22 protein-coding genes and 1 pseudogene are annotated in these 22,802 nt (G+C 71.7%); 9 read left to right on the top strand and 14 right to left on the bottom strand.

The genetic code is table 11. The annotated features are described in order from the left end of the window. Positions 1-17 precede the first annotated feature (17 nt). Positions 18-1,121, top strand: a complete 1,104-nt coding sequence (locus tag ABZW30_RS40935; protein ID WP_355676392.1) for a DUF4037 domain-containing protein — start codon at positions 18-20, stop codon at positions 1,119-1,121. 19 nt (positions 1,122-1,140) lie between these two features. Here the strand turns inward: ABZW30_RS40935 and ABZW30_RS40930 are convergent, their stop codons facing one another. Further along, positions 1,141-1,791, bottom strand: coding sequence for a hypothetical protein (locus ABZW30_RS40930; RefSeq protein WP_355676405.1), 651 nt, complete (start codon positions 1,789-1,791; stop codon positions 1,141-1,143). Between the two features lie 411 nt (positions 1,792-2,202). On the opposite strand from ABZW30_RS40930, the gene ABZW30_RS40925 reads away from it, so the two are divergent. Continuing rightward, a complete protein-coding gene (locus ABZW30_RS40925; RefSeq protein WP_355676391.1) occupies positions 2,203-2,337 on the top strand; it encodes a hypothetical protein in 135 nt (44 codons plus the stop codon). Between the two features lie 21 nt (positions 2,338-2,358). Here ABZW30_RS40925 and ABZW30_RS40920 read toward each other — a convergent pair whose 3' ends face one another. Next, positions 2,359-5,256 carry a BTAD domain-containing putative transcriptional regulator gene (locus ABZW30_RS40920; protein WP_355676404.1) on the bottom strand — a complete coding sequence of 966 codons (2,898 nt, stop codon included), beginning with the start codon at positions 5,254-5,256 and terminating at the stop codon, positions 2,359-2,361. A gap of 16 nt (positions 5,257-5,272) precedes the next feature. On the opposite strand from ABZW30_RS40920, the gene ABZW30_RS40915 reads away from it, so the two are divergent. The 3 genes and pseudogenes from ABZW30_RS40915 to ABZW30_RS40905 form a co-directional block, all read left to right on the top strand. Further along, positions 5,273-6,601, top strand: coding sequence for a hypothetical protein (locus ABZW30_RS40915; protein WP_355676390.1), 1,329 nt, complete (start codon positions 5,273-5,275; stop codon positions 6,599-6,601). Between the two features lie 126 nt (positions 6,602-6,727). Then, on the top strand, positions 6,728-8,302 hold the full coding sequence (locus ABZW30_RS40910) for a peptidoglycan-binding protein (protein ID WP_355676389.1): 1,575 nt from the start codon (positions 6,728-6,730) through the stop codon (positions 8,300-8,302). 204 nt (positions 8,303-8,506) lie between these two features. Beyond that, positions 8,507-8,569: pseudogene (locus tag ABZW30_RS40905) on the top strand (hypothetical protein); the annotation flags it as partial. 108 nt (positions 8,570-8,677) lie between these two features. Here the strand turns inward: ABZW30_RS40905 and ABZW30_RS40900 are convergent. Continuing rightward, positions 8,678-9,979, bottom strand: a complete 1,302-nt coding sequence (locus ABZW30_RS40900) for a HAMP domain-containing sensor histidine kinase (RefSeq protein ID WP_355676388.1) — start codon at positions 9,977-9,979, stop codon at positions 8,678-8,680. Then, the gene (locus tag ABZW30_RS40895) at positions 9,976-10,644 is read right to left on the bottom strand and encodes a response regulator transcription factor (protein ID WP_355676387.1); all 669 of its coding nucleotides are present in this window, start codon (positions 10,642-10,644) and stop codon (positions 9,976-9,978) included. Before ABZW30_RS40895 ends, ABZW30_RS40900 begins: the two co-directional genes overlap by 4 nt. A 240-nt stretch (positions 10,645-10,884) precedes the next feature. Between ABZW30_RS40895 and ABZW30_RS40890 the strand changes: the two genes are divergently transcribed. Continuing rightward, a complete protein-coding gene (locus ABZW30_RS40890) occupies positions 10,885-12,156 on the top strand; it encodes a metalloprotease (protein ID WP_355676386.1) in 1,272 nt (423 codons plus the stop codon). A gap of 13 nt (positions 12,157-12,169) precedes the next feature. Here ABZW30_RS40890 and ABZW30_RS40885 read toward each other — a convergent pair whose 3' ends face one another. Next, a complete protein-coding gene (locus ABZW30_RS40885; RefSeq protein WP_355676385.1) occupies positions 12,170-12,370 on the bottom strand; it encodes a hypothetical protein in 201 nt (66 codons plus the stop codon). A 14-nt stretch (positions 12,371-12,384) separates the two neighbouring features. Between ABZW30_RS40885 and ABZW30_RS40880 the strand changes: the two genes are divergently transcribed. Beyond that, entirely contained in the window at positions 12,385-12,711 is a 327-nt protein-coding gene (locus ABZW30_RS40880; protein WP_355676403.1) for a helix-turn-helix domain-containing protein, read from the top strand. A 203-nt stretch (positions 12,712-12,914) separates the two neighbouring features. Here ABZW30_RS40880 and ABZW30_RS40875 read toward each other — a convergent pair whose 3' ends face one another. Together ABZW30_RS40875 and ABZW30_RS40870 are read right to left on the bottom strand one after the other, a co-directional pair. Further along, the gene (locus tag ABZW30_RS40875; RefSeq protein ID WP_355676384.1) at positions 12,915-14,999 is read right to left on the bottom strand and encodes an NACHT domain-containing protein; all 2,085 of its coding nucleotides are present in this window, start codon (positions 14,997-14,999) and stop codon (positions 12,915-12,917) included. Positions 15,000-15,282: 283 nt separating this feature from the next. Further along, positions 15,283-15,573 (bottom strand): hypothetical protein, encoded by a 291-nt coding sequence (locus tag ABZW30_RS40870; RefSeq protein WP_355676383.1) that lies wholly within the window; start codon positions 15,571-15,573, stop codon positions 15,283-15,285. Between the two features lie 37 nt (positions 15,574-15,610). On the opposite strand from ABZW30_RS40870, the gene ABZW30_RS40865 reads away from it, so the two are divergent. Beyond that, entirely contained in the window at positions 15,611-15,886 is a 276-nt protein-coding gene (locus ABZW30_RS40865) for a hypothetical protein (RefSeq protein ID WP_355676382.1), read from the top strand. A gap of 61 nt (positions 15,887-15,947) precedes the next feature. On the opposite strand, the gene ABZW30_RS40860 is transcribed toward ABZW30_RS40865, so the two are convergent. The 3 genes from ABZW30_RS40860 to ABZW30_RS40850 form a co-directional block, all read right to left on the bottom strand. Beyond that, positions 15,948-17,252 (bottom strand): cytochrome P450, encoded by a 1,305-nt coding sequence (locus tag ABZW30_RS40860; RefSeq protein WP_355676381.1) that lies wholly within the window; start codon positions 17,250-17,252, stop codon positions 15,948-15,950. Then, a complete protein-coding gene (locus ABZW30_RS40855; protein WP_355676380.1) occupies positions 17,239-18,297 on the bottom strand; it encodes a cytochrome P450 in 1,059 nt (352 codons plus the stop codon). The genes ABZW30_RS40860 and ABZW30_RS40855 overlap by 14 nt, the downstream gene beginning before the upstream one ends. Positions 18,298-18,393: 96 nt before the next feature. Next, positions 18,394-18,474: a tryptorubin family RiPP precursor gene (locus ABZW30_RS40850; RefSeq protein ID WP_355676402.1), complete on the bottom strand. Its 81-nt coding sequence runs from the start codon at positions 18,472-18,474 to the stop codon at positions 18,394-18,396. 314 nt (positions 18,475-18,788) lie between these two features. On the opposite strand from ABZW30_RS40850, the gene ABZW30_RS40845 reads away from it, so the two are divergent. Beyond that, the gene (locus ABZW30_RS40845; protein WP_355676379.1) at positions 18,789-18,956 is read left to right on the top strand and encodes a hypothetical protein; all 168 of its coding nucleotides are present in this window, start codon (positions 18,789-18,791) and stop codon (positions 18,954-18,956) included. Here ABZW30_RS40845 and ABZW30_RS40840 read toward each other — a convergent pair. From ABZW30_RS40840 to ABZW30_RS40825, 4 genes are all read right to left on the bottom strand, one after another. After that, positions 18,944-20,218 (bottom strand): esterase, encoded by a 1,275-nt coding sequence (locus ABZW30_RS40840; protein ID WP_355676378.1) that lies wholly within the window; start codon positions 20,216-20,218, stop codon positions 18,944-18,946. The two genes, ABZW30_RS40845 and ABZW30_RS40840, sit on opposite strands and share 13 nt — an antisense overlap. Before the next feature lie 370 nt (positions 20,219-20,588). After that, positions 20,589-21,095 (bottom strand): transposase, encoded by a 507-nt coding sequence (locus ABZW30_RS40835; RefSeq protein WP_355676377.1) that lies wholly within the window; start codon positions 21,093-21,095, stop codon positions 20,589-20,591. Positions 21,096-21,465: 370 nt separating this feature from the next. Beyond that, on the bottom strand, positions 21,466-22,200 hold the full coding sequence (locus ABZW30_RS40830; protein WP_355676376.1) for an alpha/beta hydrolase: 735 nt from the start codon (positions 22,198-22,200) through the stop codon (positions 21,466-21,468). Positions 22,201-22,618: 418 nt separating this feature from the next. Then, a partial coding sequence (locus ABZW30_RS40825) for a transposase (RefSeq protein WP_355676375.1) occupies positions 22,619-22,802 on the bottom strand: 184 nt, incomplete at its 5' end.

Genomic DNA, 22,802 nt, shown 5'->3' with positions numbered 1-22,802 from the left:
CCGGCATCCTCCCCAGCATGACCACGCCCGCTTTCATCCCCGGTCTGGAGCTCTCCCGGCACTTCTACCTCGAAGCCGTGCGCCCCGTGCTGGACCAGGCGGTCCCCGGGATCGTGCACTCCGCCGCCCGTCTCGGCAGCGGCTCGGAGGTCCTCGGATTCGACACCGCCCGCTCTGCGGACCACGAGTGGGGTCCCCGCCTGCAGATCTTCCTGAGCCCGCGGGACGCCGCCCGCCACGGCGCAAGGATCAGGGAACTGCTCTCCGACCGCCTGCCGAAGACCTTCTGCGGCTATCCGACCCACTTCGCCTCCACCGGCGAGGCGGGCATCGGGGTTATGCGGGCGACCGACGGCCCCGTCCAGCACCGCGTCGACGTCACCGACCCTGGAGCCTGGTTCACAGCTCAACTGGGCTTCGACCCGCGCAAGGACGTCACCCTGACGGACTGGCTGGCCACCCCCACCCAGCTCCTCGCCGAGGTTACCGCCGGCGCCGTCTTCCACGACGGGCTCGGGCAGCTCGCGCGGGCCCGCGCCAATCTCGAGTGGTATCCCCACGATCTCTGGCTCTACCTGCTCGCCTGCCAATGGCAGCGCATCTCCCAGGAAGAGGCCTTCGTCGGCCGCTGCGGCGAAGTAGGCGACGAGCTCGGTTCCGCCGTCGTCGCCGCCCGGCTGGTGCGAGATCTGATGCGGCTGTGCCTGCTCATGAACCGACGCTACCCGCCCTACAGCAAATGGCTCGGTTCCGCCGTCGCCCGCACCCCTCAAACAGCCGCCCTCACCCCTGTCCTCACCGCCGTCCTCGCCTCCACCGACTGGCGCACCCGCGAACAGCACCTCTGTCGCGCCTACGAGGCCGTCGCCGATCTACAGAACCAGCTCTGCCTCACCGACCCGGTCGACCCCGCCACACGGCCCTACCACAGCCGGCCCTTCCAGGTCCTGCACGCCGAACGCTTCACAGCCGCCCTGACCGCCCGCATCACCGATCCCGCTGTCCGCGCTCTGCCGATGGCCGGGGCCGTCGACCAGTTCGTCGACAGCACCGACGTCCTCGGCCGCCCCGAGCTGACACGCGGCGCCGCCCATGCCGCACTCACCACCCCGAAACGGTGAACCCGGCCCCGCGACGGGACTACCGCGCCCAGCGACCCATGGTCGGCGCGGTGCCGATCAGGCACTCGATGTCGGTCGGGAAGCCGACGAGGGCGTAGGCGGTCAGGCGCAGGTGGCCCTCAAGGCAGACCAGGTTGTCCTGCGTCTCGCCGACGAGGATGAGCGGAGGAAACCGCTCGCCCTTGATGAGCGCCTGGGCTGCGTCGATGAACGGTTCGTTGGGCACGTCGAACGCGCGTAGCCCTGCCCTGATGCGTGCGGCCGCGTCGGTCGGCCGGCGGCTGCCACCCGACAGTTCGACCCAGTAGGAATACTCGAGGTAGCGCACGCCGGCCGCCTCGTCGGCGGACAGGAGTGCCCTGGTCCACGTGACGTGAGCGGGGAAGTTCTCGAACAGGTCGCGGTCCTCGGCGTACCCGCGCACCGCAGCGAGCAGAGCGCGACGTGCGAAGTTCGCTCCAGCGTCGAAGAGGTCCGGATGCGTCAGCAACTGCTCAGCTTGCCCGGCCGCCGCCAGGTGGGACCGGAGGTTCCGGCCGAACCTCCGGCTGGACAGCTCGCCGCTCAAGAAGCAGGCGACCATCTCGTCCTCACTGCTCATACCCAGTACCTGCACGACCCTCAGCATAGGATCGACCTTGTTGGGCGCCGCAGCCTGCTTGCACGTCATCTCATCCACAGGTCTTGACTGTTGCTCCGTGTCGGGCGTGGCTCAGCCTTCGGTGGGCAGCTCGCTGGGGCGGTCCTCGGGTGTAAACGGCGTTTACGTGTCGGGCGTGTGTCAGCGGACGCGGCCAGACTCCCCGTTGGTGGAAAGTTGATCTCCCCACGGGACGACGCCTCGGCCGGTGGTCGCCTCGGCGCTCGGGGCAGGGCGCCTGGGTCTCAGCGGCACGTGATCGTTTCGACCTCGGGGGTGGCCCGTGCCGACCGGGGCGCTCCTCGGCCGGGCAGCCGCTTCGCCAGTCCCGGGTGAGGGCCACGCGCGAATGCTCGCCTCCCGAGGTCCGGAGTCGCAGATGCCCTGGGGCGGCCGGCCGGGTCGGTGAGTTGCGCGCGGCGGGGCGGTGCGCCGGGCTCGGTGGCCCGGGCGCGCAGCGCGATTCACGCGGGCCCCGCCGCGTACCTGCGCGTCCAGTTCGCCGCGGCCCTGGCCAACCCCGGGTTCGGGCACGAGCTGCGTCAACTGGCGAGTGAGCCGGCCCCGGTCGAGTGAGCCGGCCCCAGTCGACGGTCGCTACTGCTCGACGGTGATCAGCTGCCCGCTCGGGCCGAGCGTGGTGCGGCGGTGGGTGAGGGCCGCGACCGAGCGGGTGTCCTCCCGGCTGCGGTAGAGGCTGATCGCCATGGAGCGGTGGGCGGCGGCCTCCCGGTCGCGGCCGTGGCGGGTGAGGAAGGCGGCGTACTGCGCCTGGGCCTGGCTCAGCAGCATGTCGTCCCCGGTATCGGCACTCAGCCCGATCAGTTCGCTCCAGACGGCCTCCGCCTCGGCGGTGCGGCCGAGGCCGTCAAGGGCCAGGGCCTCGAAGAGCAGTGCGCCGCGCGCCGGTTGGGTGTGCGGCGCGTCGGCGAGCAGGAAGCGGCAGCGGCGGGCGCGGCGGAGGGTCTCCGTCATCGGTACCGAGCACAGCTGGGCAACGCACATCCGGGTCAGCGCAAAAGCCTCCAGCCAGTGGTCGCCCTCGGCGGTGGCGGCCGCCAGGGCCTGCTCGAAGCAACGGTCGCCGAGTTCTGGCCGGCCGAGGTCGTGATGGATCCCGGCGAGGATGGCGAGGGCGTGGACGCGCAGCGCCGGCTCGCCGTTGGCGCCGGAGGCGAGGGCACGTTCCAAGTGCGGCAGGGCCTGCTCGGGTCGGTTGAGCTGGGCCAGCACGATGCCGAGCTGGGTGTGCGCCCGGGCCGGGGCGGTCGGGTCGTCGGCCTGGGCGGCCACGGCCAGGCAGGCGGTCGCACTGTCGAACCAGGCGCTCAGACCGGTACAGGCGTGGTAGCCGATCGCGTTGTTCGCCAGCCGCCAGGCACGCTCGTGCTCGCCGAGCCCGGTGAGGGTGCGGACCAGGGCGCGGATGGCCGGTGCCTCCGGAGCCCACCAGCGCAACGCGCCGCGGATGTCGCGCAGCTCCGGCAGGGCGTGCGGGGTGGGGGCGAGCGGTGGGTACGGGACGCCGCTGTCGCCGAAGATCAGGGTGTTGGCCTCGTGGGTGGCGGCCAGGTAGTGGTCGGCGAGTCGGGCGGCGGCCGGTCGGCGCTCGGGGAGCGGGAGTTCGTCCTCCAGCAGTCGGTGGCAGTACAGCCGGACCAGGTCGTGCGCCTGGTAGCGGCCGGGGGCCGGTTCGGTGAGCAGGTGCAGGTCGGCGAGTTCGGCGAGCGCGCGGCGGGCGGTGGCGAGCGGGACGTCCAGCAGGGCGGCGGCGGTGTGGGTGCCGCCGTGGGGGCCCGCGTGGAGCGCGAGCAGGGGCAGCAGCTGGGCCGCCGTCGCGCTCAACCGGCGTCGGCTCAGCGAGAGTTCGCGTTCGACGCCGAGCCGCTCGGACAGGCCGAGGGCGGCCAGCCGGGCGTGCTCGTTCTGCATCTCGGCGACCAGGTCGGTGGCCGTCCAGGTGGGGTGGGTGGTGAGCCGGGTGAGCGCGATGGTCAGGGCGAGCGGGAGGCGGTCGCACAGGTCGACCAGTCGGCGGGCGGCCTGTGGGTCGGCCAGGGCGCGTTCGTCGCCCAGGTGGCGGCGCACGAGTTCATGGGCCGCGTCGGGGGTGAGGACACCGACGGGCACGTACCCGGCGCCCGGTTCGGCGGCCAGCTCGGGGAGGGCGTGGCGGCTGCAGACCACGGTGAGCGCCGGGCCGTCCTCGGGGAGGAAGGGCAGCGCGGCCTCGGTGTCCGGGGCGTTGTCGAGGACGACCAACAACTGCAGGGAGCCGATCCGTTCGCGGAAGCGGGCCGCGCGGGCGGCCGGGTCGGCGGGGATCTCGTGGTCAGGGGTGGCGAGCGCCCGCAGCAAGGTGCGTAGGACCTCGCCCGGGTCGGCCGGACCGTCGGGGGAGAAGCCGCCCAGGTCGGCGTAGAGGCGGCCGTCGGGGAAGTGATCGGCCTGCCGGTGGCCCCAGTTGAGGACGAGGCTGGTCTTCCCGCTGCCCGCCGGACCGGCGACGACGGCCAGTCGGCGGGGCGGGGTCGCTGCGTCGAGGAGCGGGGCGGCTTCGGGGATCAGGGCGTCGAGCTGCCGCTCCTCGCGCGGGCGGGCGACGAAGCCGGCCGGCGGGCGGGGGAGCGTGCTGGGAGCCGTACCGGCGGCGGTGACCGTGAGGGCCCGGGTGGCGGGGGCGAGGCCGGGATCGGCGTGCAGGATCCGCTCGTACAGCGCCCGCAGGCCCGGGCCCGGGTCGACACCCAGCTCCTCGGCGAGGTCGGCGCGGGCCCGGTGGTAGGCGGCGATCGCCTCGCCCTGCCGTCCGCTGCGGTAGAGGGCGAGCATCAGCAGCTCACGCAGCCGCTCGTGCAGCGGGTGACCGGCGACCAGCTCGGCCAGCGGGCCGAGCAGACGCTCGTGGCGGCCCAACTCCAGCCCCAGCTCCAGGTGTTGCTGGGTGGCGTCGAGCAGCAGTGCGGCCAGCCGGTCCCGTTGGGTCTGCGCGAACGGGCCGGGCACGCCGGCCAGCGCGGCGCCCTGGGGAAGCGCGAGCGCATGGTCGAGCAGTTGCTCGGCCTGCGTCAACTGAGCGGCGGCACGGGCCTGTTCGGCTTGGGCGAGCAGACCCTCGAAGGCGTGCAGATCGATGCTCTCCGGCGGCACGAGCAGCGCCAGGCCGGCAGGCGCGGACACCAGTGGACCGTCCGCTTCGCCGGGTCGTAGGACGCCGCGCAGCCGGGAGACCAGCGCACGCAGATTGGCGGCGGCCGAGGGCGGCGCCTCCTCGCCCCACACCGCGTCGACCAACTCGGCCCGGCGCACCGGACGCCCCGCGTTCAGCAGCAGGACGGCCAGTACGGCCTGTTGCTGCGGGCGCCCGAGGTCCAGCGGCCGCCCGTCCCGCCACGCCCGCACGGGCCCCAGCACCGCGAACCGCCAGCTGCGCCCGCCCCTCAACGGCGGCGGCAGCTCCACCACCGTGGAGTACGGCGGCGGGTCCACCCACACGGTCAACCCGCACCACGTGGGCACCCTCCACCTGACCGGCCACGACGGCCGCCCGGACACGGCACAGCACGAGCACGGCAGCACCACCACGACCGAGCAGGGCGGCAGCAGCACCGAGACCCACCAGCACGGTGGCGGCTCGCAGGAGCAGTCGTCGCACGGCGGTCACGGTCAGCAGCACGGTACTCAGACCGACCACACCGGCAGCAGCACGCAGACGGAGTCCTCGGACACTGGCCACGGCTCGCACGGCGGCGGCGCCGGCGAGGCGGCCGGTGTCGGCGGTGCCGTCGGCGCGGGCGAGGCGGCCGGGTCCGGCGAGGCCGGTGGCGCGGGCGTGGAGGTCGGTGCCGGAGTCGGCGTCGGCGCCGGCATCGCGGGCGGCGTGGCCTCCGGCATCGGCGGTCACGGAGGCCACGGAGGCCACGGAGGCCACGGAGGTCATGGCACCCAGGGCGGGCACGGCGGTGGGAGCAGCACCACCACCGAGTCCCACCCGGGCGGCACCGGCCACACCGAGCAGCAGGGCGGTGGCAACACCAGCGACACCCAGCCCCTCAGCACCGGCCACACCACGGGTGGCGACACCCACCACTACGGCAGCGGCGACGTCACCCACGACGGCAACGGCAACGTGACCCACCACGGCAACGGCAACGTCACGCACAACGGCACGGGCAGCGTCACCCACGAGGGCAACGGCAACGTCACCCACAACGGCACCGGACACGTGACCACCACCGGCCAGGGCGACGGCACCGTGACCCACAACGGCCGCGGCAACGTCGACGTCGGCAACAACAGCACCGGCACCGTGAACGGACACGTCACCCACAACGGCATGGGCAACGTCAACGTCGGCAACAACAGCAACGGCACCGTCAACGCCAACGTCGACCACCACGGCATGGGCCACGTCACCGCCGGGAACGCCGACCACGGCGCGGTGCAGAGCCACACCAACGCCAACATCAACCACACCGGCGAGGGCAACGTGGCCGTCGGCAACAGCTGGAGCGGCAACTACCACGGCCACGTGACCGACGGCGTGCCGTGGCAGGGCAGCGTCAGCACCAACCAGGGGCACGTGATCAGCAACACCAGCCACAACACCCCGCCGACCACCAGCTACCAGCACAGCAACGGCGCGATGAGCCACGTCCCCGGCACCACCCCAGGCTTCTCCGGCGCGTCCCCGGCCTCCGGTGCGTCCGAGGGCTCCGGCGGCACCCAGAGCTCCGGCGACTCCGCCGGCAATATCGGGCACGACGCCGGACAGATCGCCGGTGCCATGGGCACCGAGGAGGCGGCCAAGGCCGCCGAGAGCGCCGCCACCGGCGGCTGACGCACCGAACCACCACCACCCGCCCGCCACGACGTACCCCCGAACCGTGGCGGGCGGCTTCATCCGCCATCTGCCGTGCTGCGTCCACACCTTGACGAAGCCTCTGAAAAGTCTCCGGAGCGCCCCATGACGACCCGCGCCAAGCGCCGCCGTCCCGTCGGCTACGCCGTGCTCGCCGCCCTCGGCCTGCTGGCCGGCACCGCCTGCCTCGCCACCGTGCACCATCCGGCTCAGGCGAGCACCAGCCACCCCGGCCCGGCGCGATCGAGCGACCCCACGTCGGGCAAGTGGATCAGCTTTACCGACAACCACCTGGTCTACGGCCACGACGCCCAGGGCAACCGCATCCCCGACTACTCCTACGCGGGCTACCAGGGCGGCGGCGTCGCGCTGCCGACGAACGTCCCGGTCAAGGCCACCGTCCCCGCCCCCGGCGGCCAGGACGACACCGCCGCCGTCCAGGCGGCGATCAACCAGGTGTCCGCCCTCCCGCTGGACGCCAACGGCTTCCGTGGCGCCGTCCAACTCGCCCGCGGCACCTACCGCATCGCCGGCACGCTCAACATCACCGCCTCCGGAGTGGTGCTGCGCGGCGCCTCCGCCAACGCGGCCGACACCACGCTCGCGGCGAGCGGCGCCAACGCCCGGATGCTGCTGACCATCGGCGGCAACTCGACCTACGCCACGGTGGGTTCACCCCAGGCGGTGACCGACGACTACGTCCCGGTCGGCGGCCAGTCGCTCAGCCTCGCCTCCGCAGCCGGGTTCAAGGTCGGCGACGAGATCGTGATCGAGCGCCCGACCACCCAGGCCTGGATCGACGCGCTCGGTATGCAGAACGTCTGGCAGCCGAACTGGAGCCTGCGCTCGGAGCGCCGGATCACCGCCGTCAAGGGCAACACCATCACCTTCGACGCCCCGCTGACCACCGCGCTTGAGAAGCAGTACACCAACGCGACCGTCTACCACTACACCTTCCCGCGGATCGACCTCGTCGGTCTGGAGAACCTCACCGCCGACGGACAGGCGATGGGCGCCGACCCCAACTACGCCCAGGACTTCTACAATTCGGGCTTCGCCCAGTTCGACGCCGTCCAGGACTCCTGGGTGCGCAACGTCACCACCCAGCACTTCGGGGACTACGGGGTGGCCTTCCCGAGCGAGCAGAGCCGCCGGATCACCGAGGACCACGTCTCCGCGCTGAACATGCTGACCACGGACAGCTCGGCCCGCTCCTTCGGTTTCCTGCTCGGCGGTCAGCAGAACCTGATCCAGAACTGCGCGCTGACGGCTCCCAAGGTGCACGCCTTCGTGCCGTACAAGCGCACCTCGGGCCCGAACGTCTTCTCCAAGTGCACCGCCACCCAGACGGACGTCAGTTACGACGCGGGCGGTCACGAGCGCTGGGACAGCGGCACCCTCTACGACGACGTCAACGTCCAGGGCAACCTGCTGATGGTGAACAACGGCGACCGCGGCTCCGGCCACGGCTGGTCGGACGCCAACGCGACCGCCTGGAACTGCACCACCCAGGGCACCGAGGTCCAGGACCCGCCGACCGCCCACAACTGGGCGATCGGCTGCACCGGCACCGTCCTCGGCGGCAGCAACGGCGAACTGCAGTCGCCGGGTGCGGCGGTGGCGCCCGCCAGCCTCTACGACCAGCAGCTCCAGGAGCGGACCGCCGCCGCTCGCAAGTGAGTCAGGGCCTGTCCCGTGAGGTCGGCGACGCGGCCGGCGGGTGGCTCACCTTCGAGTGGGGTGTGTCCGCGGTGGTGATTACAGGTGTGGAGCCAGTCGGGGTAGGTGTCGCGTCGTTCCTGTTCGGTTCGGTGGGGCCGTGCGTAGGCCCATTCGTCGATCAGGGTGCGGTTGACGCACTGCACGGCCTGGGACGACTGCTGGATGTCCATCACCCGCGACGCGAGCGGCAACCTGACCGTTGATCCCGCCGAGTTCCCGCACGGCGTGGCCTGGCTCGGCTCCTACCTGCACGCCCGCGGGCCGAAGTTCGGCATCCACCGCAGTGCCTCCGCCCGGGGCGGGCGGAGGCATGACCGGTCAGCGTGCGTATGTCTACCTGTCCGAACGCCGCCGGCGCGCGGGCAGGTGGAGTGTGAAGCGGGCGCCGCCCAGCGGGCTGCCGGATGCGGTGAGGGAGCCGCCGTGGGCGTGGGCGATCCAGGAGGCGATGGACAGGCCGAGGCCGGTGGATCCGGAGCCGCTGCGGAAACGTTCGAAGAGCGAGTCTGCCAGGTCGGGTGGGATGCCCGGTCCGGCGTCGTCGACCGTGAGCGTGCCCTCGGGTGTGACGGTGAGGTGGACCTCGGCCGGTTCGCCCGACGTGTGGCCGTGCGTGAGCGCGTTGCCGAGCAGGTTGGCGACGGCCCGACGGAGCAGGTCGGGGTCGGCGTCGACGACGGCGGGCTCGGTGCGGACCGTGATGCTGTGGCCGTTGGCGGGGGTGTCGTCGACGACGGCCTCGACCAGTTGGTCCAGGCGCAGCGGTTCCCGGGCGAGGACGGTGACGCCGGCGGTGAGGCGGGCGCGGGTGAGCAGGCCGTCGACGAGGTCACCCATCCGGTCCGCCAGGCGGACGGTGCGTTCGAGGGCTGCGTCGCGGGTCGGGCCGTCGCCGTGCCGGGCGGTCTCGGCGAGCAGTCGCAGGGAGGCGGTGGGGGTGCGCAGGTCGTGGGCCGCGTCGGCGAGGAACGCCTCCTGTTGCTGGAGGGCGGTGAGGGCGGGTCGGATCGCGCGGCCGGAGAGCAGGTGGCCGGCGGCGGCGGACAGGGCGAGCAGGACCGCGCAGCCGGCGGTCAGCAGTGCCGCCAGCTCACGGTGGGCGGCCTGGTCGGTGGTGAGGTCGGCGGCCGCGACGATCGCGCCGCCGGTGCTCTGGCCGTCGCTTCCGGTGAAGACTCCGGCCACCAGCCGTAGCGGGTGGCCGTCGGTGCCGCGGGCGTCGGTCATGACCCTGGTGTCCTGCTGGACCGATGCGGCGGCGATCGCCTGGATGTCGGCGGGGCGGGCGTGCGCGCAGGGCTTGGGCGGGGTGTAGGCGGGGGTGAGTTTTCCGTCGGTGTCGGAGAAGACGTACAGGGTCGGGCAGCCGGCTTCCACGTAGTCGCCGACGGCGTGCGCCTCCAGGGCTCCGTTGTCGTCGGAGGCGAGGCCGGAGATGGCCTGGGTGATCTGGAGTTTGAGCTCGCTGTCGGTCTGTTGGCTCCGGGAGACGCCGTCGTGGTGCACGGCGAAGGTGGCCAGGCCGATCAGGCCGACCGCGCTGGTCAGGGTGAACAGCGCGGTCAGGCGCCTGCGCAGTCGGCGGGCCCGGATCTCGGCGGGTGTCCGGGCCGCCCGTCTCGGCCGTGCCCTCATCGGCCGGCCTCGGCGAGCCGGTAGCCGGTGCCGCGGACGGTGTGGATCAGCTGCGGGTCGCCGAGCTTGCGACGCAGTTGGGAGACGAGGACGTCCAGGACGTTGGAGTTGGGTTCGGCCATCTCGTCCCAGCACTTCTCGATCAGTTCGGCACGCGGGACGGCCTGGTCGGCGCGGGTCGCGAGGAGTTCGAGGACGGAGAACTCCTTGCTCGTGAGGACGAGGAGCACCCCGGCGCGGCGGACCTGGCGGCGGGCGGTGTCGATCTCCAGGTCGGCGATGCGGTGCACGGGCGGCCGGACGGTGCCGGCACGGCGGCACAGGCTGCGCACCCTGGCGACCAGCTCGGGCGCGGCGAACGGCTTCACCAGGTAGTCGTCGCCGCCGGCGTCGAAGCCGGCGACCCGGTCGGCGACCTGGTCACGGGCGGTGAGGAACAGCACCGGCACGGTCCGGCCGGTGCGGCGCAGCCGCTGCACGTAGTCGACGGCGTCGCCGGCGGGGAGCATCCGGTCGAAGACCGCGCAGTCGTAGTCGGTGACGAACAGCGCCTCGTCCGCAGCCGGCAGGTCGGCCACCTCGTCGACGGCCAGCCCACCGCCACGCAGGGCGGCGGCAACGGCGAACCGCAGGTCGTCATCATCTTCGATCACCAGTACGCGCACGGCGGGAAAGGATAGCCGCTGTCCTCATCCGAACCTCATGTGACCTGGACGATGATGCCGTCGCCGGCGCGCGGGCGGGGCCGCCGCTCCCCTGTGGGCGGCCCCGCCCGCGCGCCCCTGCGCCGCGCACCGCGATCGGTCGGCCGCGCCGACGCGGCACCTCAGCCGGGTCGGCCGTACCGACGTCCGCGCACGGCCCGGCCGGCACTCAGCGAAGACCACCCTGCGACGGAGTACCCCTTGTGCCCTCAGCCCCGTACCGCCCACCTGCCCGCTGCCGCGTCGGCCACCGGTGACGTCGGGGCCGGCCGACGCGCTGCCGCCCGACGCCGGGCCGGGGTGGTACCGGCGCTCGCCGTACTGACGGCTGTCGTGGCCCTGGCCTCGTGCAGTTCGTCGGGCGGTACCAGCGGTGACCGGGCCGTCGGGTCCGCACCGGCGGACACCGGCGCGCCGCCCACGACCGGTGGCCCCGGCCGTATCTGCCTCACCGGGACGCTCGCCTACGACCACCACGACGCCGAAGCCGGCCCGGACAAGGTCAAGCAGCTCACCACCTCCGTCGCCCGCGGCACCACCTGGCAGCTCTGGGGCAGGACCTCGGCCAGCGGGGCCGAGCAGCTGCTCGCCACCGGCCGCACCGACCAGCACGACGGTAGGTTCGAGGCCTGCTCCGACCAGACCGGCCCACTGCCGGAGCTCCACCTCACGTTCCGCTCCAGCAACGGCAACCTCTGGAAGGCCGTCGACCCCACCACCCGGGCGGAGTACTCCTTCGACACCCCGCACCTGACCGACATCGCGGCCAGCCGGGACCTGGGCACCGTGAAGGCCCCCGCGGAGCAGCAGGGTGCCTGGAAGATCGTCGACACCCTCGGCGACCTCTACCGCAAGGCCAACGCCGCCAACACCACCGGCTCACCCTGCTGGACCGACCACCAGAGCGCCGGCGGCTGCGACGAACTGACCTTCACCTGGTCCCCGACCGCCACCAAGGGCGGCTTCTTCGACCCGGAGAGCCGCGACGTCGTCCTCGCCGCCGAGGATCCCGACTCCCGGCACCTCATCCTCCACGAGGCCGGCCACTGGCTCCACTTCGAGCTGTCCGACCACTGGTTCCCCGATGCCCCGGGCTGCGAGAACCACACCTTCGAGGTCGCCAGCACCGGGGGCTGCGCCTGGACCGAGGCCTTCGCCGACGCGGTCGCCGCCTACACCCTCGGCGACCACCGCTACGTCTACTCCGACGGCCAGTCCGTCGACCTGCACAACGACCCCACCACCACCTGGGACAAGGGCGACACCGTCCAGGGCCGCATCGGCGGCTCCCTGCTCGACCTGTGGGCCGCCGACGGACCCGACGGCGGCAGTTGGAACAAGGACCTCCAGCTGATGGCCCGCTACCACGCCGCCGACTTCCGCGAGTACTTCACCGTGTACCGACCCAAGGCGGGCCTGCCGACCACCGGCCCCAGCCGGCAGATCATCGGTGGCCACACGATCGACTATTGACGGAACATCGGCTCTACAGGCTGATCGTCAGAAGGGTGGGACCGTCGTGGTCCCGCCCTTCGACGCCCAGGACCCGCTGGGCGCCGGCGGCCGACAGGTCCGCCGCCTCGTCGACGGCCAGACTGTCACCGCGCAGCGCGGCGGTGACGGCGAACCGCAGGTCGTCGTTGTCCTCGATCACCAGTACGCGCACGGCGGCCAGGGACAGCCGCATCCCGCCGTCATCAAATCCTCAGCATTCGTCGGCCAGTCCCCAGAAGGATCCGTGCAGGCCGACTTGGGCGAAGTAGGCGCTGGCGGAGGCGGGGTCTCGGCGGGTGTAGCCCGGTTCCAGAGTACGGCTTCACCCCCAGCGACCACCAACGCGATCTGCGGCTGCGCCGAGCCCGCGCACTCCTGGCCGAGGGCACAGCACCGTCGACGGCGGCCGTCGAGGCCGGCTTCGCTGACCAGGCCCACCTCACGCGATGGTTCACCCGCACCTACGGCGTTACCCCGGCCGCCTACCGGATGGCGCTCCAACGAGAACCCGGAACCCAAGCGCAGGGCCTCTGACCTGCGGTCAATCTTCGGTGTCACGAACTCGCGTCCGCCGATCTTCGCTGGCACGCGCTCAAGGTCCGGTGTCACGGCACAGCCGGGGTGCAGCACGGGGGTGCAACGTGGTGTTGCGGTGGGGTGCAACGAGGGGCCGTGTTACGGATCTGACCAGGTGTCATGCGGCTGTGGGCGCCGGGCGTCGGCGCAGGCTCTGCGGGTCAGTGCCGGTCTTTCGGAGGCCTGAGGCGGTCAGGGCTCTCCTGGTCGGCAAGGTGACGCTGGAGGTCGAGATGGCGGAACTGGTACACCGCCCCCACTTGCCGAAGTACGCCCCGCCGCTGGTGCGCGTCCGCTAGGAACGCCATCAGGCGCCAGGGCACCAGACCGAGGACCGCCAGCCACAGCCGCGCCGTCATGAAGTTCAACCACACCGACTTGGTGGAGCTGAACGCGAGCCCAAAAACGAACAAGCCCACGAGCCCGCTCGCGGGTCCGCCGAGCAGGCCGAGGGCGAGCCCGACGGCGAGACCGCTTGTGAGCCAAACAGTCCAGAAAGTACGCCGGTCCCGGGCCAGGACCACCGCCGGTCCCACTGTCGTGGCCAGGTCAGGCGGCACCGGCGTGAGATGCCCCATCAGCCCGATCGCAAGAGAGATGCTGAGCGCCGACAGGTACCGGCGGTCAAACCCGGTGCCAAAAACGATGACGAGCGCGACTCCGACGAGGGTCACGAGTTCACCCCGAAGCTGGGACCGATTCATCGTCCAGTGGATCTCCATGCTCGGGCTTTCGTCCCACGGGTACGCGTACGTTCCGACCGTGGCCCCCAGGATGGGACCGGCGATGAGCCCATACCAAAGCCCGGACAGGAGCCCCCACATGAGGCCGATCGGGACGGCGACCAGCAGGGCCACCAGGAGTGCTGACCGGTACCTGGGAAGGGCTTTGCGGAGCTCCCACCAGGCGAGGTTGGGGGTTCCGTTCAGGGTGTGCTGCAGATGGCGGGCCAGGAAGGTGAAGGTGCGCTGGGCCTGCTCGGCCGTCCAGCGGGAGGAACGCCCGGGGTAGCGCCGGTAGGCGGCGGGGATGAAGGCTGAGAACAGGTGGGCCTCAACGTCCTGGCGGGTGGGGAGGTTGGTCCGGTTGACGAGCTCGTCGGGGTGGGCGAGGAGGGTGTGGGGTTCACCGGGCCGGCGGTTGTAGATGGTGCGAGCCAGGAACAGCCCGAGAGGGGTGCTCAGGGCCTGAGCGGCGGGTGCGTTGGTGCCCAGGCAAGCAGCGACGCCGTTCCAGCGGGCTGCATCTTCGGTGCCGGTTTCACCTGCGGCACGCCTCAGGTAGGCGACGGCGGTCGTGGAGTCCAGCGGCAGAAGACGGATGCCGGCGGCGCCGTTCAGACGCGCCGTGGCCGGCGCTGGCGAGGTCACGGCGTCCCGGTACTCCTCGGTGTGGCTGGAGAGCACCAGCGGTTGGTCGGCAGGCAGGTCCCCGTTGACCGCTTCCAACGCCGGGGTGCGCAGAGCGGGGGCGAGTTCGTCCAGGCCGTCGAGGATGGGCAGGATCATCTGCTGGTCCAGCAGGGCGCGGGCTTGGGTGTCGGGGCTCGTCTGCGCGGGGTCGACGGGCGCGGGGTTATGCAGGGCGGGGAAGTCCCGGACAAGCTGATCGGCTAGCCAGTCGTACAGGGGTCGTCGGGCCGGATCCCACGAGGCAAGGGGGAACAAGACCGGGACCGGGGCGCCGGCTGACCGGTGTTTCAGCAGGTCCTGAATCAGGCGTACGAGGAGCATGGTCTTCCCTGCACCGGGCTCGCCCAGGACCACCAGGCGGCGGGTGGGCACGCGCTGGCGGAAGATCTGGCCGATATCGCCACCTTGGCCGACCAGCTCCTCCGGGCCAGCAGCCCAAGAGGCCCGGTCACTGGGCAGGTTGCCGGGCCAGTTCTCGGCCATGTCCCGAAGGAGCGGCCATGGTTCGACCAGATCGTCGTCGGCCGTGGTCCAGGAGATCGGCAGACGGTAGGGGTCGTCGAGGCGACGCAACTTAACCTCGGCCTCCCACTGCATGCGCACGCTACGGGCGAGCCCGTCAGCCACCGTCTCCAACGGGAGCGGTGCTGAGCCGGCTTTGCCGCGAAGCAGGACGCCACGGAGTGCAGCAGGCAGCCCGAGCAGGGCGACGAGTGCGCCGACGGCGCTGCCCAGGACTGAGCTGGTCGGGCCGAAGTGGAGCACGTACCACCCGACTCCCGCCGCGACTACGGCCAGATACAGCAAGCCTGCCCACAGCACCCGCCTCCTCATGCGGTCATTGTCCGGGCTCCTGGACGATCTTCTCGACATTGACCTGGATGAGTGCTGTGCCCAGTCGACGGCTGGGCGCGGCTGCCTCACCACCACGCTGACCGAGGCCATCGACAACCTGACGGTGGCGGATGAAGACCGGACAGGGTACGAGCGGACCAAGTTCAAGCACTGGACCGCGCCTACCCCGGCACACCCGCGCCGGATACCCGCCCATCGCCCTGGTCGTCACCGACGCCGGACCCACCGGTCCGGTGGGCCGGTAGGAGGCTGTCGCGTCGGCTCAGCCGACCGGTACGCCGAGCTGGGCGGGCACTGCGACCGCGACGGCGAGTGCCGCGGCGACCCCGCCGGCGACCAGCACGCCCACCGGTACGCCGAGCGGTACGCCTACCGTTCGGAGGACCCAGGCGAGGCCGACGAGCAGTGCTCCGGCGATCCCGGCGAGCAGTGCCCCGGCGATTCCTGCGGGCCCCAGGCCCACCAGTGCCGCCACACGCAGCGCGCCGGTCGCGGGGACACCGGCGACCGGTACCGCTGCCCAGTTCGCCCAGCAGATCGTCGACGCGGTCAACGCCGAACGTGCCAAGGCCGGCTGCAAGCCGCTCACCGTGAACGCGAAGCTGCAGGCCGTAGCGCAGGAGCACTCCGACGACATGGCCGCCCGCAACTACTACGAGCACGACACCCCGGAAGGCGTCCCGGCAGACGCGCCAGAACCCCTCACTGCGCCGTCCCGGACCGCCGTGGGCCCCTGGCGGGTGGCCTCACGCACATACCCGAGGCCAGCGGTCCAGGCCGTCAGCAAGCCGGATCAGATGCTTCGGCGCAGGCCGGTGTCGCGGGCGGCGCGGAGGCGGTCCTCGGCGCGGGCGCGTTGGCGGTGAGCAGTGCCCCGGCCGTCCCGACCGCCCCTTCCGCTGCCGTCACCCGCTGGTAGCCCCGACCCTAGCCAAGGAGCACCGGCAGTCGCAGTAGTCCGTGGTGCCTCGGGTTCTCCTGCCACACCGGCCGCTCGGCCAGCCGCAGTGCGGGCCAGCGCCGGAACAGTCGGCCGAACGCCACCTCGGCCTGCAGCCGGGCCAGCGGCGCGCCCAGGCAGTGGTGGATGCCGTGGCCGAACGCCAGGTGCCCGGTACCGTCCCGGGTGATGTCGAACCGATCCGGGTCCGGGAAGGCGGCCGGGTCGCGGTTGGCGGCCAGCAGACCGAGCTGCACGAACTCCCCCGCCGGGATCCTGGTGCCGGCGATGACCACCGGCTCGGTGGTGTAGCGCAGCGAGGCGATCGCGAACGGGCTCTCGTAGCGCAGCATTTCGTCGATCGCACCGGCCAGCAGGTTCGGGTCGGCGCGCAGTGCGGCGAGCTCCTCCGGGTGGTCGAGCAGGGTAAGCATGCCGTTGGCGATCAGGTTGACGGTGGTCTGGTGGCCGGCCAGCACCAGCAGGAAGCACATCGAGGTGATCTCCGGCCCGGTCAGCCGGTCGTCACCGTCGCGGGCCGCCAACAGGCTGCTGAGCAGGTCGTCGGCCGGGTGCTCGCGCTTGTGGTCCAGCAGCTCCTGGATGTGCCGCAGCATCGACTCGGCGGTCGGCACCGAGACTTCGCCGTCGCCCTCGGCCTCGGCGTTGCCGCGCACCTGCAGGGCGGTGCGGCCGTCCGCCGGTGCGCCGAGCAGGTCGGATATCACCCCGAGGGGCAGCGGCAGTGCGAAGTCCGCGATCAGGTCGGCCTCGGCGCGACCCGCCAGGGCGTCCAGCAGGCGGTCGACCCGGGCCTCGACCAGGGGGCGCAGCGCGGCCACCCGGCGGGCGGTGAAGGCCTGTTGGACCAGCCGGCGCAGCCGGGTGTGGTGGGGAGGGTCGGTGTTGAGCATGTGGCGCATCAGGCCGGCGCCGGGGCCCTCGGTGTTGCCGAGCAGCGCGCCGTACCGCTCGGCGGCGCCCTCCTTGCTCAGCCGGGGATCGGCCAGCGCGGCGCGGCAGGCGGCGTGGCCGGTGACCAGCCAGCCCTCGATCGGCACCGGCTCGCCGAACCGGACCCGCCGCACGACGCCCTGCTCGCGCCAGCGCCGGTACTCCTGGTGCTGGTGGGCGAAGAACTCCGCGCCGACCGGCACCGGTTCGGCGACGAGTGGCTCAGCAGCGGCCGCACCGCTCGGCTCAGCGGCGGCTGCGGACGCAGTCGCCGGGGTGGTCGGCTCGGTGGCAGCCACGGGCGCGGCCGCTGCGGCGGTCGGCTCAGCGGCGGCCACGGTGGCCCCCGACCAGTCGGACCTCCTCGACGCCGAGCAGTCCGACCAGCGGCACCTTGGCCCGCTGCTGCTCCGGGTCGACGGTCAGGCCCTGACGCCGGATCAGGTCGAGCAGCAGCTCGGCCAGCGGCATCACCATGTGGCGGCCCCAGCAGCGTTCGGAGCTGTGGCCGAACGGCAGGTAGCCGGGAACGGTGTCCGGGTCGAGCGAGTCCCAGCGCTCGGGGCGGAACTTCTCCGGGGCGTCCCACAGCGCCGGGTCGCGGTGTGAGAGCAGCGGCAGGATCAGCACGTCGTCGGCCGGCCCGATCCGCTGGTCGATGGCCGGATACTCCGGGGAGGCGTAGCGCAGGATGTTCCAGGACGGCGGCAGCAGCCGGGCCGACTCGTGGATGAGGTTGCGGTTGGAGACGTCCTCGTCGAACGGCGCACCGAGCCAGAGCGCGTTGGCCACCAGGGTGGAGACGGTGAAGCAGACCGGGGCGGCGGCGCGCCGGTACATCCCCATCGCATAGCGGCGGTCCTGGTAGCCGGCGGCGTCGGTGAAGAGGCCGGCCAGCGCCGTCAGCCGGTCGTCCGGCCGGGGGCGCCGGGGCAGCGCGGCGCCGGCCGCGATGACCGACCAGGTGAGTTTCGGCGTCAATTCCAGATAGCGGCTCATCAGCAGTCGGAGCCGGTACGGATCGTTCCCGAGAATGAGGTCGCGCAGGAAGAAATGGCCGGTGATCGGCCACGGACCGCTGAGGTCGACATTCTCCGGAATGGGATTCTTCAGGGCCGCGCGCACGTCGGCGCCGATGGTCCGCATGATCGCGGCGGCCTCGGGGCGGCCTATCGAGCGGCCGTGCAGCGGCTTGAAGGTGGGCCGCTCGGTCTCGGTGGCGCGGCGGGCGGCCAGGATGCGGTCCATGGCCTCGGGGCCGGCCACTCCGACGGTGTCGGGCTCCAGACGGAACACGTCCCGGCCCAGGTGGTCCCGGAGCAGGGCAGCGAGGCGCGGCGCGAACACCGTGGTGCGGGTGCGCGAGCTGGCGGTGAGCGGCATGGCGGGTCTCCGGGGCCGGCAGGGCTGACGGGTCGTCGGTCGGAAGGGAGAATGCCGGGCTCGTCCCCGCCCGGGGGCGGGGACGAATTCCTCGGCTTAGTACCAGAAGTACCAGGCCTTCTTCTTGAGGCTTTCCTGACCGCTCAGCGTGTTGCGGATCGCAAACAGAATCTTCATGTGTGTCACCTCCATGAAACGGAATGCCCTGAATTCGGAAATTCAGTGCGCTGGGCGCCAGTAAATCCCCCCTTCGCTGCTGCTGTCAACGGGTTGTTCAGAAAGAAGTCCCGAGACCCACCCGATGTCCGGTTCGCCCCACCCTCCCGAGAAAGGATGGAAAAATTTTCTGAATTCGTGAACCGAATTCGGCCGCCGAACCGTTCCGGCCCAACACATTCGCTCGTGTCGGGGGCCGGGCCGGGCCGGGCCGAGCGCGGCGTACAGGCGGGCGATGTGCTCGGCCGGGCGTCCTCGGCGGCCAGGGGGAGGATGTGGGCGAGCGGCGGCACCAGGAGCCGGCCGTCCCGGTCGGCGAGGCCGAGGCACGGCGGCTGACCGATGCGCTGCGCGAGTCGGTGGAACAGGTGCGTACCGCCGCCCTGGTGCTGGCCGAGCGGGTACGCGCGCACACGGCTCCGGTTGCGCATTACCGCTCGTAGACCATCTCGGGGAAGCGCGGCGACGGGCCGTCCAGGAGGTGGTCGTCGTGGCCGCGCAGCCAGCGGTCGAGGAACGACGCGACGTAGGAGCGGGTGGCCAGCTCGGCGCGGTCGGGTCGGACGTCGCCGACGTCCTCGGCCAGCTTCTCCGGGCTGATCGCGCTCTGCCGGGCCAGCTGCGGGAGCAGGGACTGGGCGTCGGTGTAGGAGCCGTGGCGGGAGCCGGTGAGGGTCACGTCGGCGTGCCAGCCCGTGCTGTGCTGCCACAGGGCGTCCCAGCCGGGCTGCCGGTGGTAGCTGCCGGAGTCGGACTCCTGGGTGCCCATGAGCAGGAAGGGCCGCGTCAGGCCGTCCTCGGCGACGGTGGTCAGGGGCGGGTGGACCCCGGTGCCGAAGTGCAGCTGGCCGTCGAGGTTGACGCCGGCCTTGAGGCGCGGATCGTCGTGCATGGTCTGCAGGGCCGTGGAGCCGCCCCCGGAGTGGCCGACCATGCCGATCCGGTCGAGGTCGAGGTCGAGGGAGGCGGCGAGGCCGGCCGGCAGCTGTGCGTCGTGGCGCAGCCCGGCGAGCCGGTCCAGGACGAAGCGGGTGTCGTCGACCCGGGTCTGCAGCATCTTGCGTAGGAGGGCGTCCATGTCGAGGCCGGGCTGGGCAAACAGCGCGGGGAGGACGGAGGTGGCGAGGTCCTCGTCGGGAAAGGCGACCTCGGAGGCGTCGTAGGTGTGGTCGACGGTGACGACGACGTAGCCGCGCGAGGCGAGGTCCTCCACCAGGGCGGTGCCCCAGGTGCGCGGGTCGCCGAAGCCCGCCGAGTACAGCACGACGGGTCGTTTGCCGCCGGGGAGGGCGGGCGCGTTGGTGCGGGCGTGGGTGCGGATGCCTGTCCAGTCGGTGCGGCCGGGCTCGAAGTGGTTCTCGCTCTGGGCGACGCTGTCGGCGCTGCCGAAGTGGTCGGCGGCGGCGGGGAGCATGTACGGGGCGCGGTCGTTGCCGGTGGCGGGCCGGGTGGTCGGGTACCAGAGGCTGATCATCAGCTTGCGGTGCTGTCCGGGTTTCCAGGGGTCGTCCCGGTGGTCGTCGGTGAGCTGCAGGGACGTCGTGCCGATCGGGTACGGGCCGGTGGGCTGCGGCAGCCAGGCCCTGGCCTGCTGCTCGGTGCCCCGCCCCGGCGCCGCCACCGCCGTGCCCGGTGCGCCGATCACGCCCAGTGTCGCCGTCGCCGCCAGCAGCACCGCCGCCACGGCCCGTCCTCGCCTGTTCATCGCCGTTCCCCCTCGTTCGGTTCCGTGTTCGCCTTGGACACGGGCGACGGTACGGGCAAGGAGAAGCGGAAACCGTCATACCGGGGTGCCAAGTCCTCTGTAGGACCCCGGTATGACGGCGTTCGGCGCTACAGGTACGTCTTCACCGCAGCCTGACCAGTTGCTTCCGGCCCACGTCGTCGACGGTCCCGACGGCCGGCCCCTCCACTACCGGATGGGGCGGACTGCTCGTCATGACAGCGCCTGATCACGATGTTCTGACCGAATGGGGCCGCATCCGCACATGGCTCGCTGTGTCGGCGACGGGTGAAAACTGGTTCTGGATCATTTTCCGGGCTCTGTCGCTGATTGAGGGGTGTGTGCCGGTTGATCAGGGTGACAGGAGGATGCGACGTCGCAGGAGGTCGAAGTTGGCTCGGCCATACATCTGCCTCTTCAGCAGCTTGATCCTGGCCACGTTGTCCTCGACTGCTCCCGAGGTGAGCGTCGTGTTCAGGGCCGCGAGAACGGCCGCCCGGTCGCGGCGGATTCCGCCGGCCAGGGTGCGGAGTTCCGGTTGTCCGTAGAGGCGGACGCCGGCGAGACAGACGTCGAGGGCCAGGTGCTCGCTGCGGCGTTCGCGCACCATGGTGGCCAGACGCCGGGCGTACTGGGTGGTGGTGGCCAGGGCGGGGTTGCGTTCGCACAGGTCCTCAAGGGACTTGCGTTCGGTGTCGTCGAGCCGCTCGGGTCGGCGCGTGATCCACTCAGTGACGCGGCGGACGGTCAGGTGGGGCAGCGGGGCCTCCGCCGGGATCGCTCCGGTGCGGTAGGGCCGCATGTGGCGGGCAGGCGGCCGACGCTGCCGCCGACCGCACGGCGAGACGAACCTCGCCATCCCCGAGAACCACCTCCTCGACCTCCACACCGATCCCAGGGAAGAGAAGGTCAGCCACACGCGCCGCATCCATCACGCCCAGGTCATGCCCACCACGCGTTCCTGGGCGGAACGGACCCCTCAATCCGCGACAGAGCCCAGAAGTTGAGCCAGAACCCGAGAACCGACAGCACCTGTACACGAGTTTGGGCAGCACTCGAAGCTCTGCAGACATCGAACAGGTTCATGGCTTCGGGCAGCGCGGGACCCTGCCGAGTCTGGCAGGGTCCCGTGGTGTGGAGAGCCGAGGAGGGCCGGGACCTGCCCTCGACGAGGAGGAGCATCCTGGCCAACACGGCTCACCGTCTGCTGGTGGCCTGACGGCCCGGCGTCACTTCAGGTGTCGGGTGAAGAACTGGGCTGCGGCGTCCCCCGCGAACTGCGGGACGCCGGTGTGCCCGCCCATGTTGGCGTTCAGGGTCTTCTCCTTGGAGCCGAAGGCGTCGAACAGGTCCAGGGCCGCCTGTCGGTCGTTCCCTTCGTCGTCCCACTGCAGCAGGACGTGCAGCGGAATGGTGACCTGGCGGGCCTCCTCGAACATGGAGCGGGGCACGAGACTACCGGCGAACAGACCGGCAGCCGAGATGCGGGGCTCGACCACCGCCAGCCGGATCCCGATGGAGATCACTCCCCCCGAGTACCCGACCGGGCCGCCGATCTCGGGCAGCGACAGGAGGGCGTCCAGGGCGGCCTGCCATTCCGGGACCGCCTTGTCGACCAGCGGAAGGATGAGGGCGTCGACGATCTCGTCGCTGACCGGCTCGCCGGACTCCATCGCCCGCCGCAGGTCGGCGCGGGCCTGCTCTACAGCCGGCCAACGAGGCCGGTCGCCGCTCCCGGGGAGCTCGATGGTGGCCGTGGCGAAGCCGTCCGCCGCGGCGTGTCGGGCCCGCGCCACCAGTCGGGGGTACGTCTTGCGCAGCCCGAGGGGAGGGGGGCTGAGCAGGATCAGCGGCGACGGTGCGGATGCGGATGCGGGTGTCCACAGGATGCCGGGGATCTCACCGAGGGTGAATTCGCGTTCGAGGATGCCATCGTCGAGGCGTTGCTCGGAGGTGAATTGCATGGTCGTGCCTTTCGGGAGTGCTCAGAGACGGCGCTCCCGGACGACCTATCGCCCGACCGTGACCCCGGAGGGGAGCACCCATGTCGATACTGCGTTCACGGGTACCACCTCCTCGTTCTCTCGCACGGCCTCCGGAAACGTAGCAGTGGCCGCCGTGGTCTGCCAACGGGTTTTTGCGGAGGCTCCGTGGCCGGACGCCACGGCGTCGGAACTACGCAGAGCTGCTCGGGCTCTCATCGCGGCTTCCCGAGTGGAGGCTCTGCGACGGCGGGGCGCACTGGGGCGCTGTCGGTTCTCATGAACCTCGAACACGACGCACCGTCGACGCCTCCCGAACTCGTGTACAGATGCTGTCGGTTCTCGGGCTCTGGCTCAACTTCTGGATGCTGTTGGCGATCTTCAAGTAGGTGCGGGAGTGTCAGCGGGTTCGAGTCCCGTCGCTGAGTTGCTGACAGAGGCGGGTGAAACGGGTCGCGTCTTTGGTTCGGTCGTTGTCCGGCTGGTGCCGCTGGAGTCGGATGATGTTGGTTCCGGCTGCCGTGAGCACGTGTTGGACGTGGGTTTTGGCGATGCCGTGGTAGCGGCAGTGGCGGAGGCCGTGG

The sequence above is a fragment of the Kitasatospora sp. NPDC004669 genome (assembly GCF_040609455.1).
Taxonomy (GTDB): Bacteria; Actinomycetota; Actinomycetes; order Streptomycetales; family Streptomycetaceae; genus Kitasatospora.
The sequence above is the reverse complement of the archived record's forward strand: the minus strand, read 5'-3'. Positions and strand labels throughout refer to the sequence as shown.

Excerpts from the sequence above, each read along its gene's own strand:
- ABZW30_RS40855 (WP_355676380.1), bottom strand. The coding sequence starts at position 18,297 with ATGCCGCTCACCGCCAGCTCGCGCACCCGCACCACGGTGTTCGCGCCG.
- ABZW30_RS40830 (WP_355676376.1), bottom strand. The coding sequence starts at position 22,200 with ATGCAATTCACCTCCGAGCAACGCCTCGACGATGGCATCCTCGAACGC.
- ABZW30_RS40910 (WP_355676389.1), top strand. The coding sequence starts at position 6,728 with ATGACGACCCGCGCCAAGCGCCGCCGTCCCGTCGGCTACGCCGTGCTC.
- ABZW30_RS40835 (WP_355676377.1), bottom strand. The coding sequence starts at position 21,095 with ATGGCGAGGTTCGTCTCGCCGTGCGGTCGGCGGCAGCGTCGGCCGCCT.
- ABZW30_RS40850 (WP_355676402.1), bottom strand. The coding sequence starts at position 18,474 with ATGAAGATTCTGTTTGCGATCCGCAACACGCTGAGCGGTCAGGAAAGC.
- ABZW30_RS40930 (WP_355676405.1), bottom strand. The coding sequence starts at position 1,791 with ATGACGTGCAAGCAGGCTGCGGCGCCCAACAAGGTCGATCCTATGCTG.
- ABZW30_RS40875 (WP_355676384.1), bottom strand. The coding sequence starts at position 14,999 with ATGAGGAGGCGGGTGCTGTGGGCAGGCTTGCTGTATCTGGCCGTAGTC.
- ABZW30_RS40935 (WP_355676392.1), top strand. The coding sequence starts at position 18 with ATGACCACGCCCGCTTTCATCCCCGGTCTGGAGCTCTCCCGGCACTTC.
- ABZW30_RS40840 (WP_355676378.1), bottom strand. The coding sequence starts at position 20,218 with ATGAACAGGCGAGGACGGGCCGTGGCGGCGGTGCTGCTGGCGGCGACG.
- ABZW30_RS40900 (WP_355676388.1), bottom strand. The coding sequence starts at position 9,979 with ATGAGGGCACGGCCGAGACGGGCGGCCCGGACACCCGCCGAGATCCGG.
- ABZW30_RS40885 (WP_355676385.1), bottom strand. The coding sequence starts at position 12,370 with ATGCGGCTGTCCCTGGCCGCCGTGCGCGTACTGGTGATCGAGGACAAC.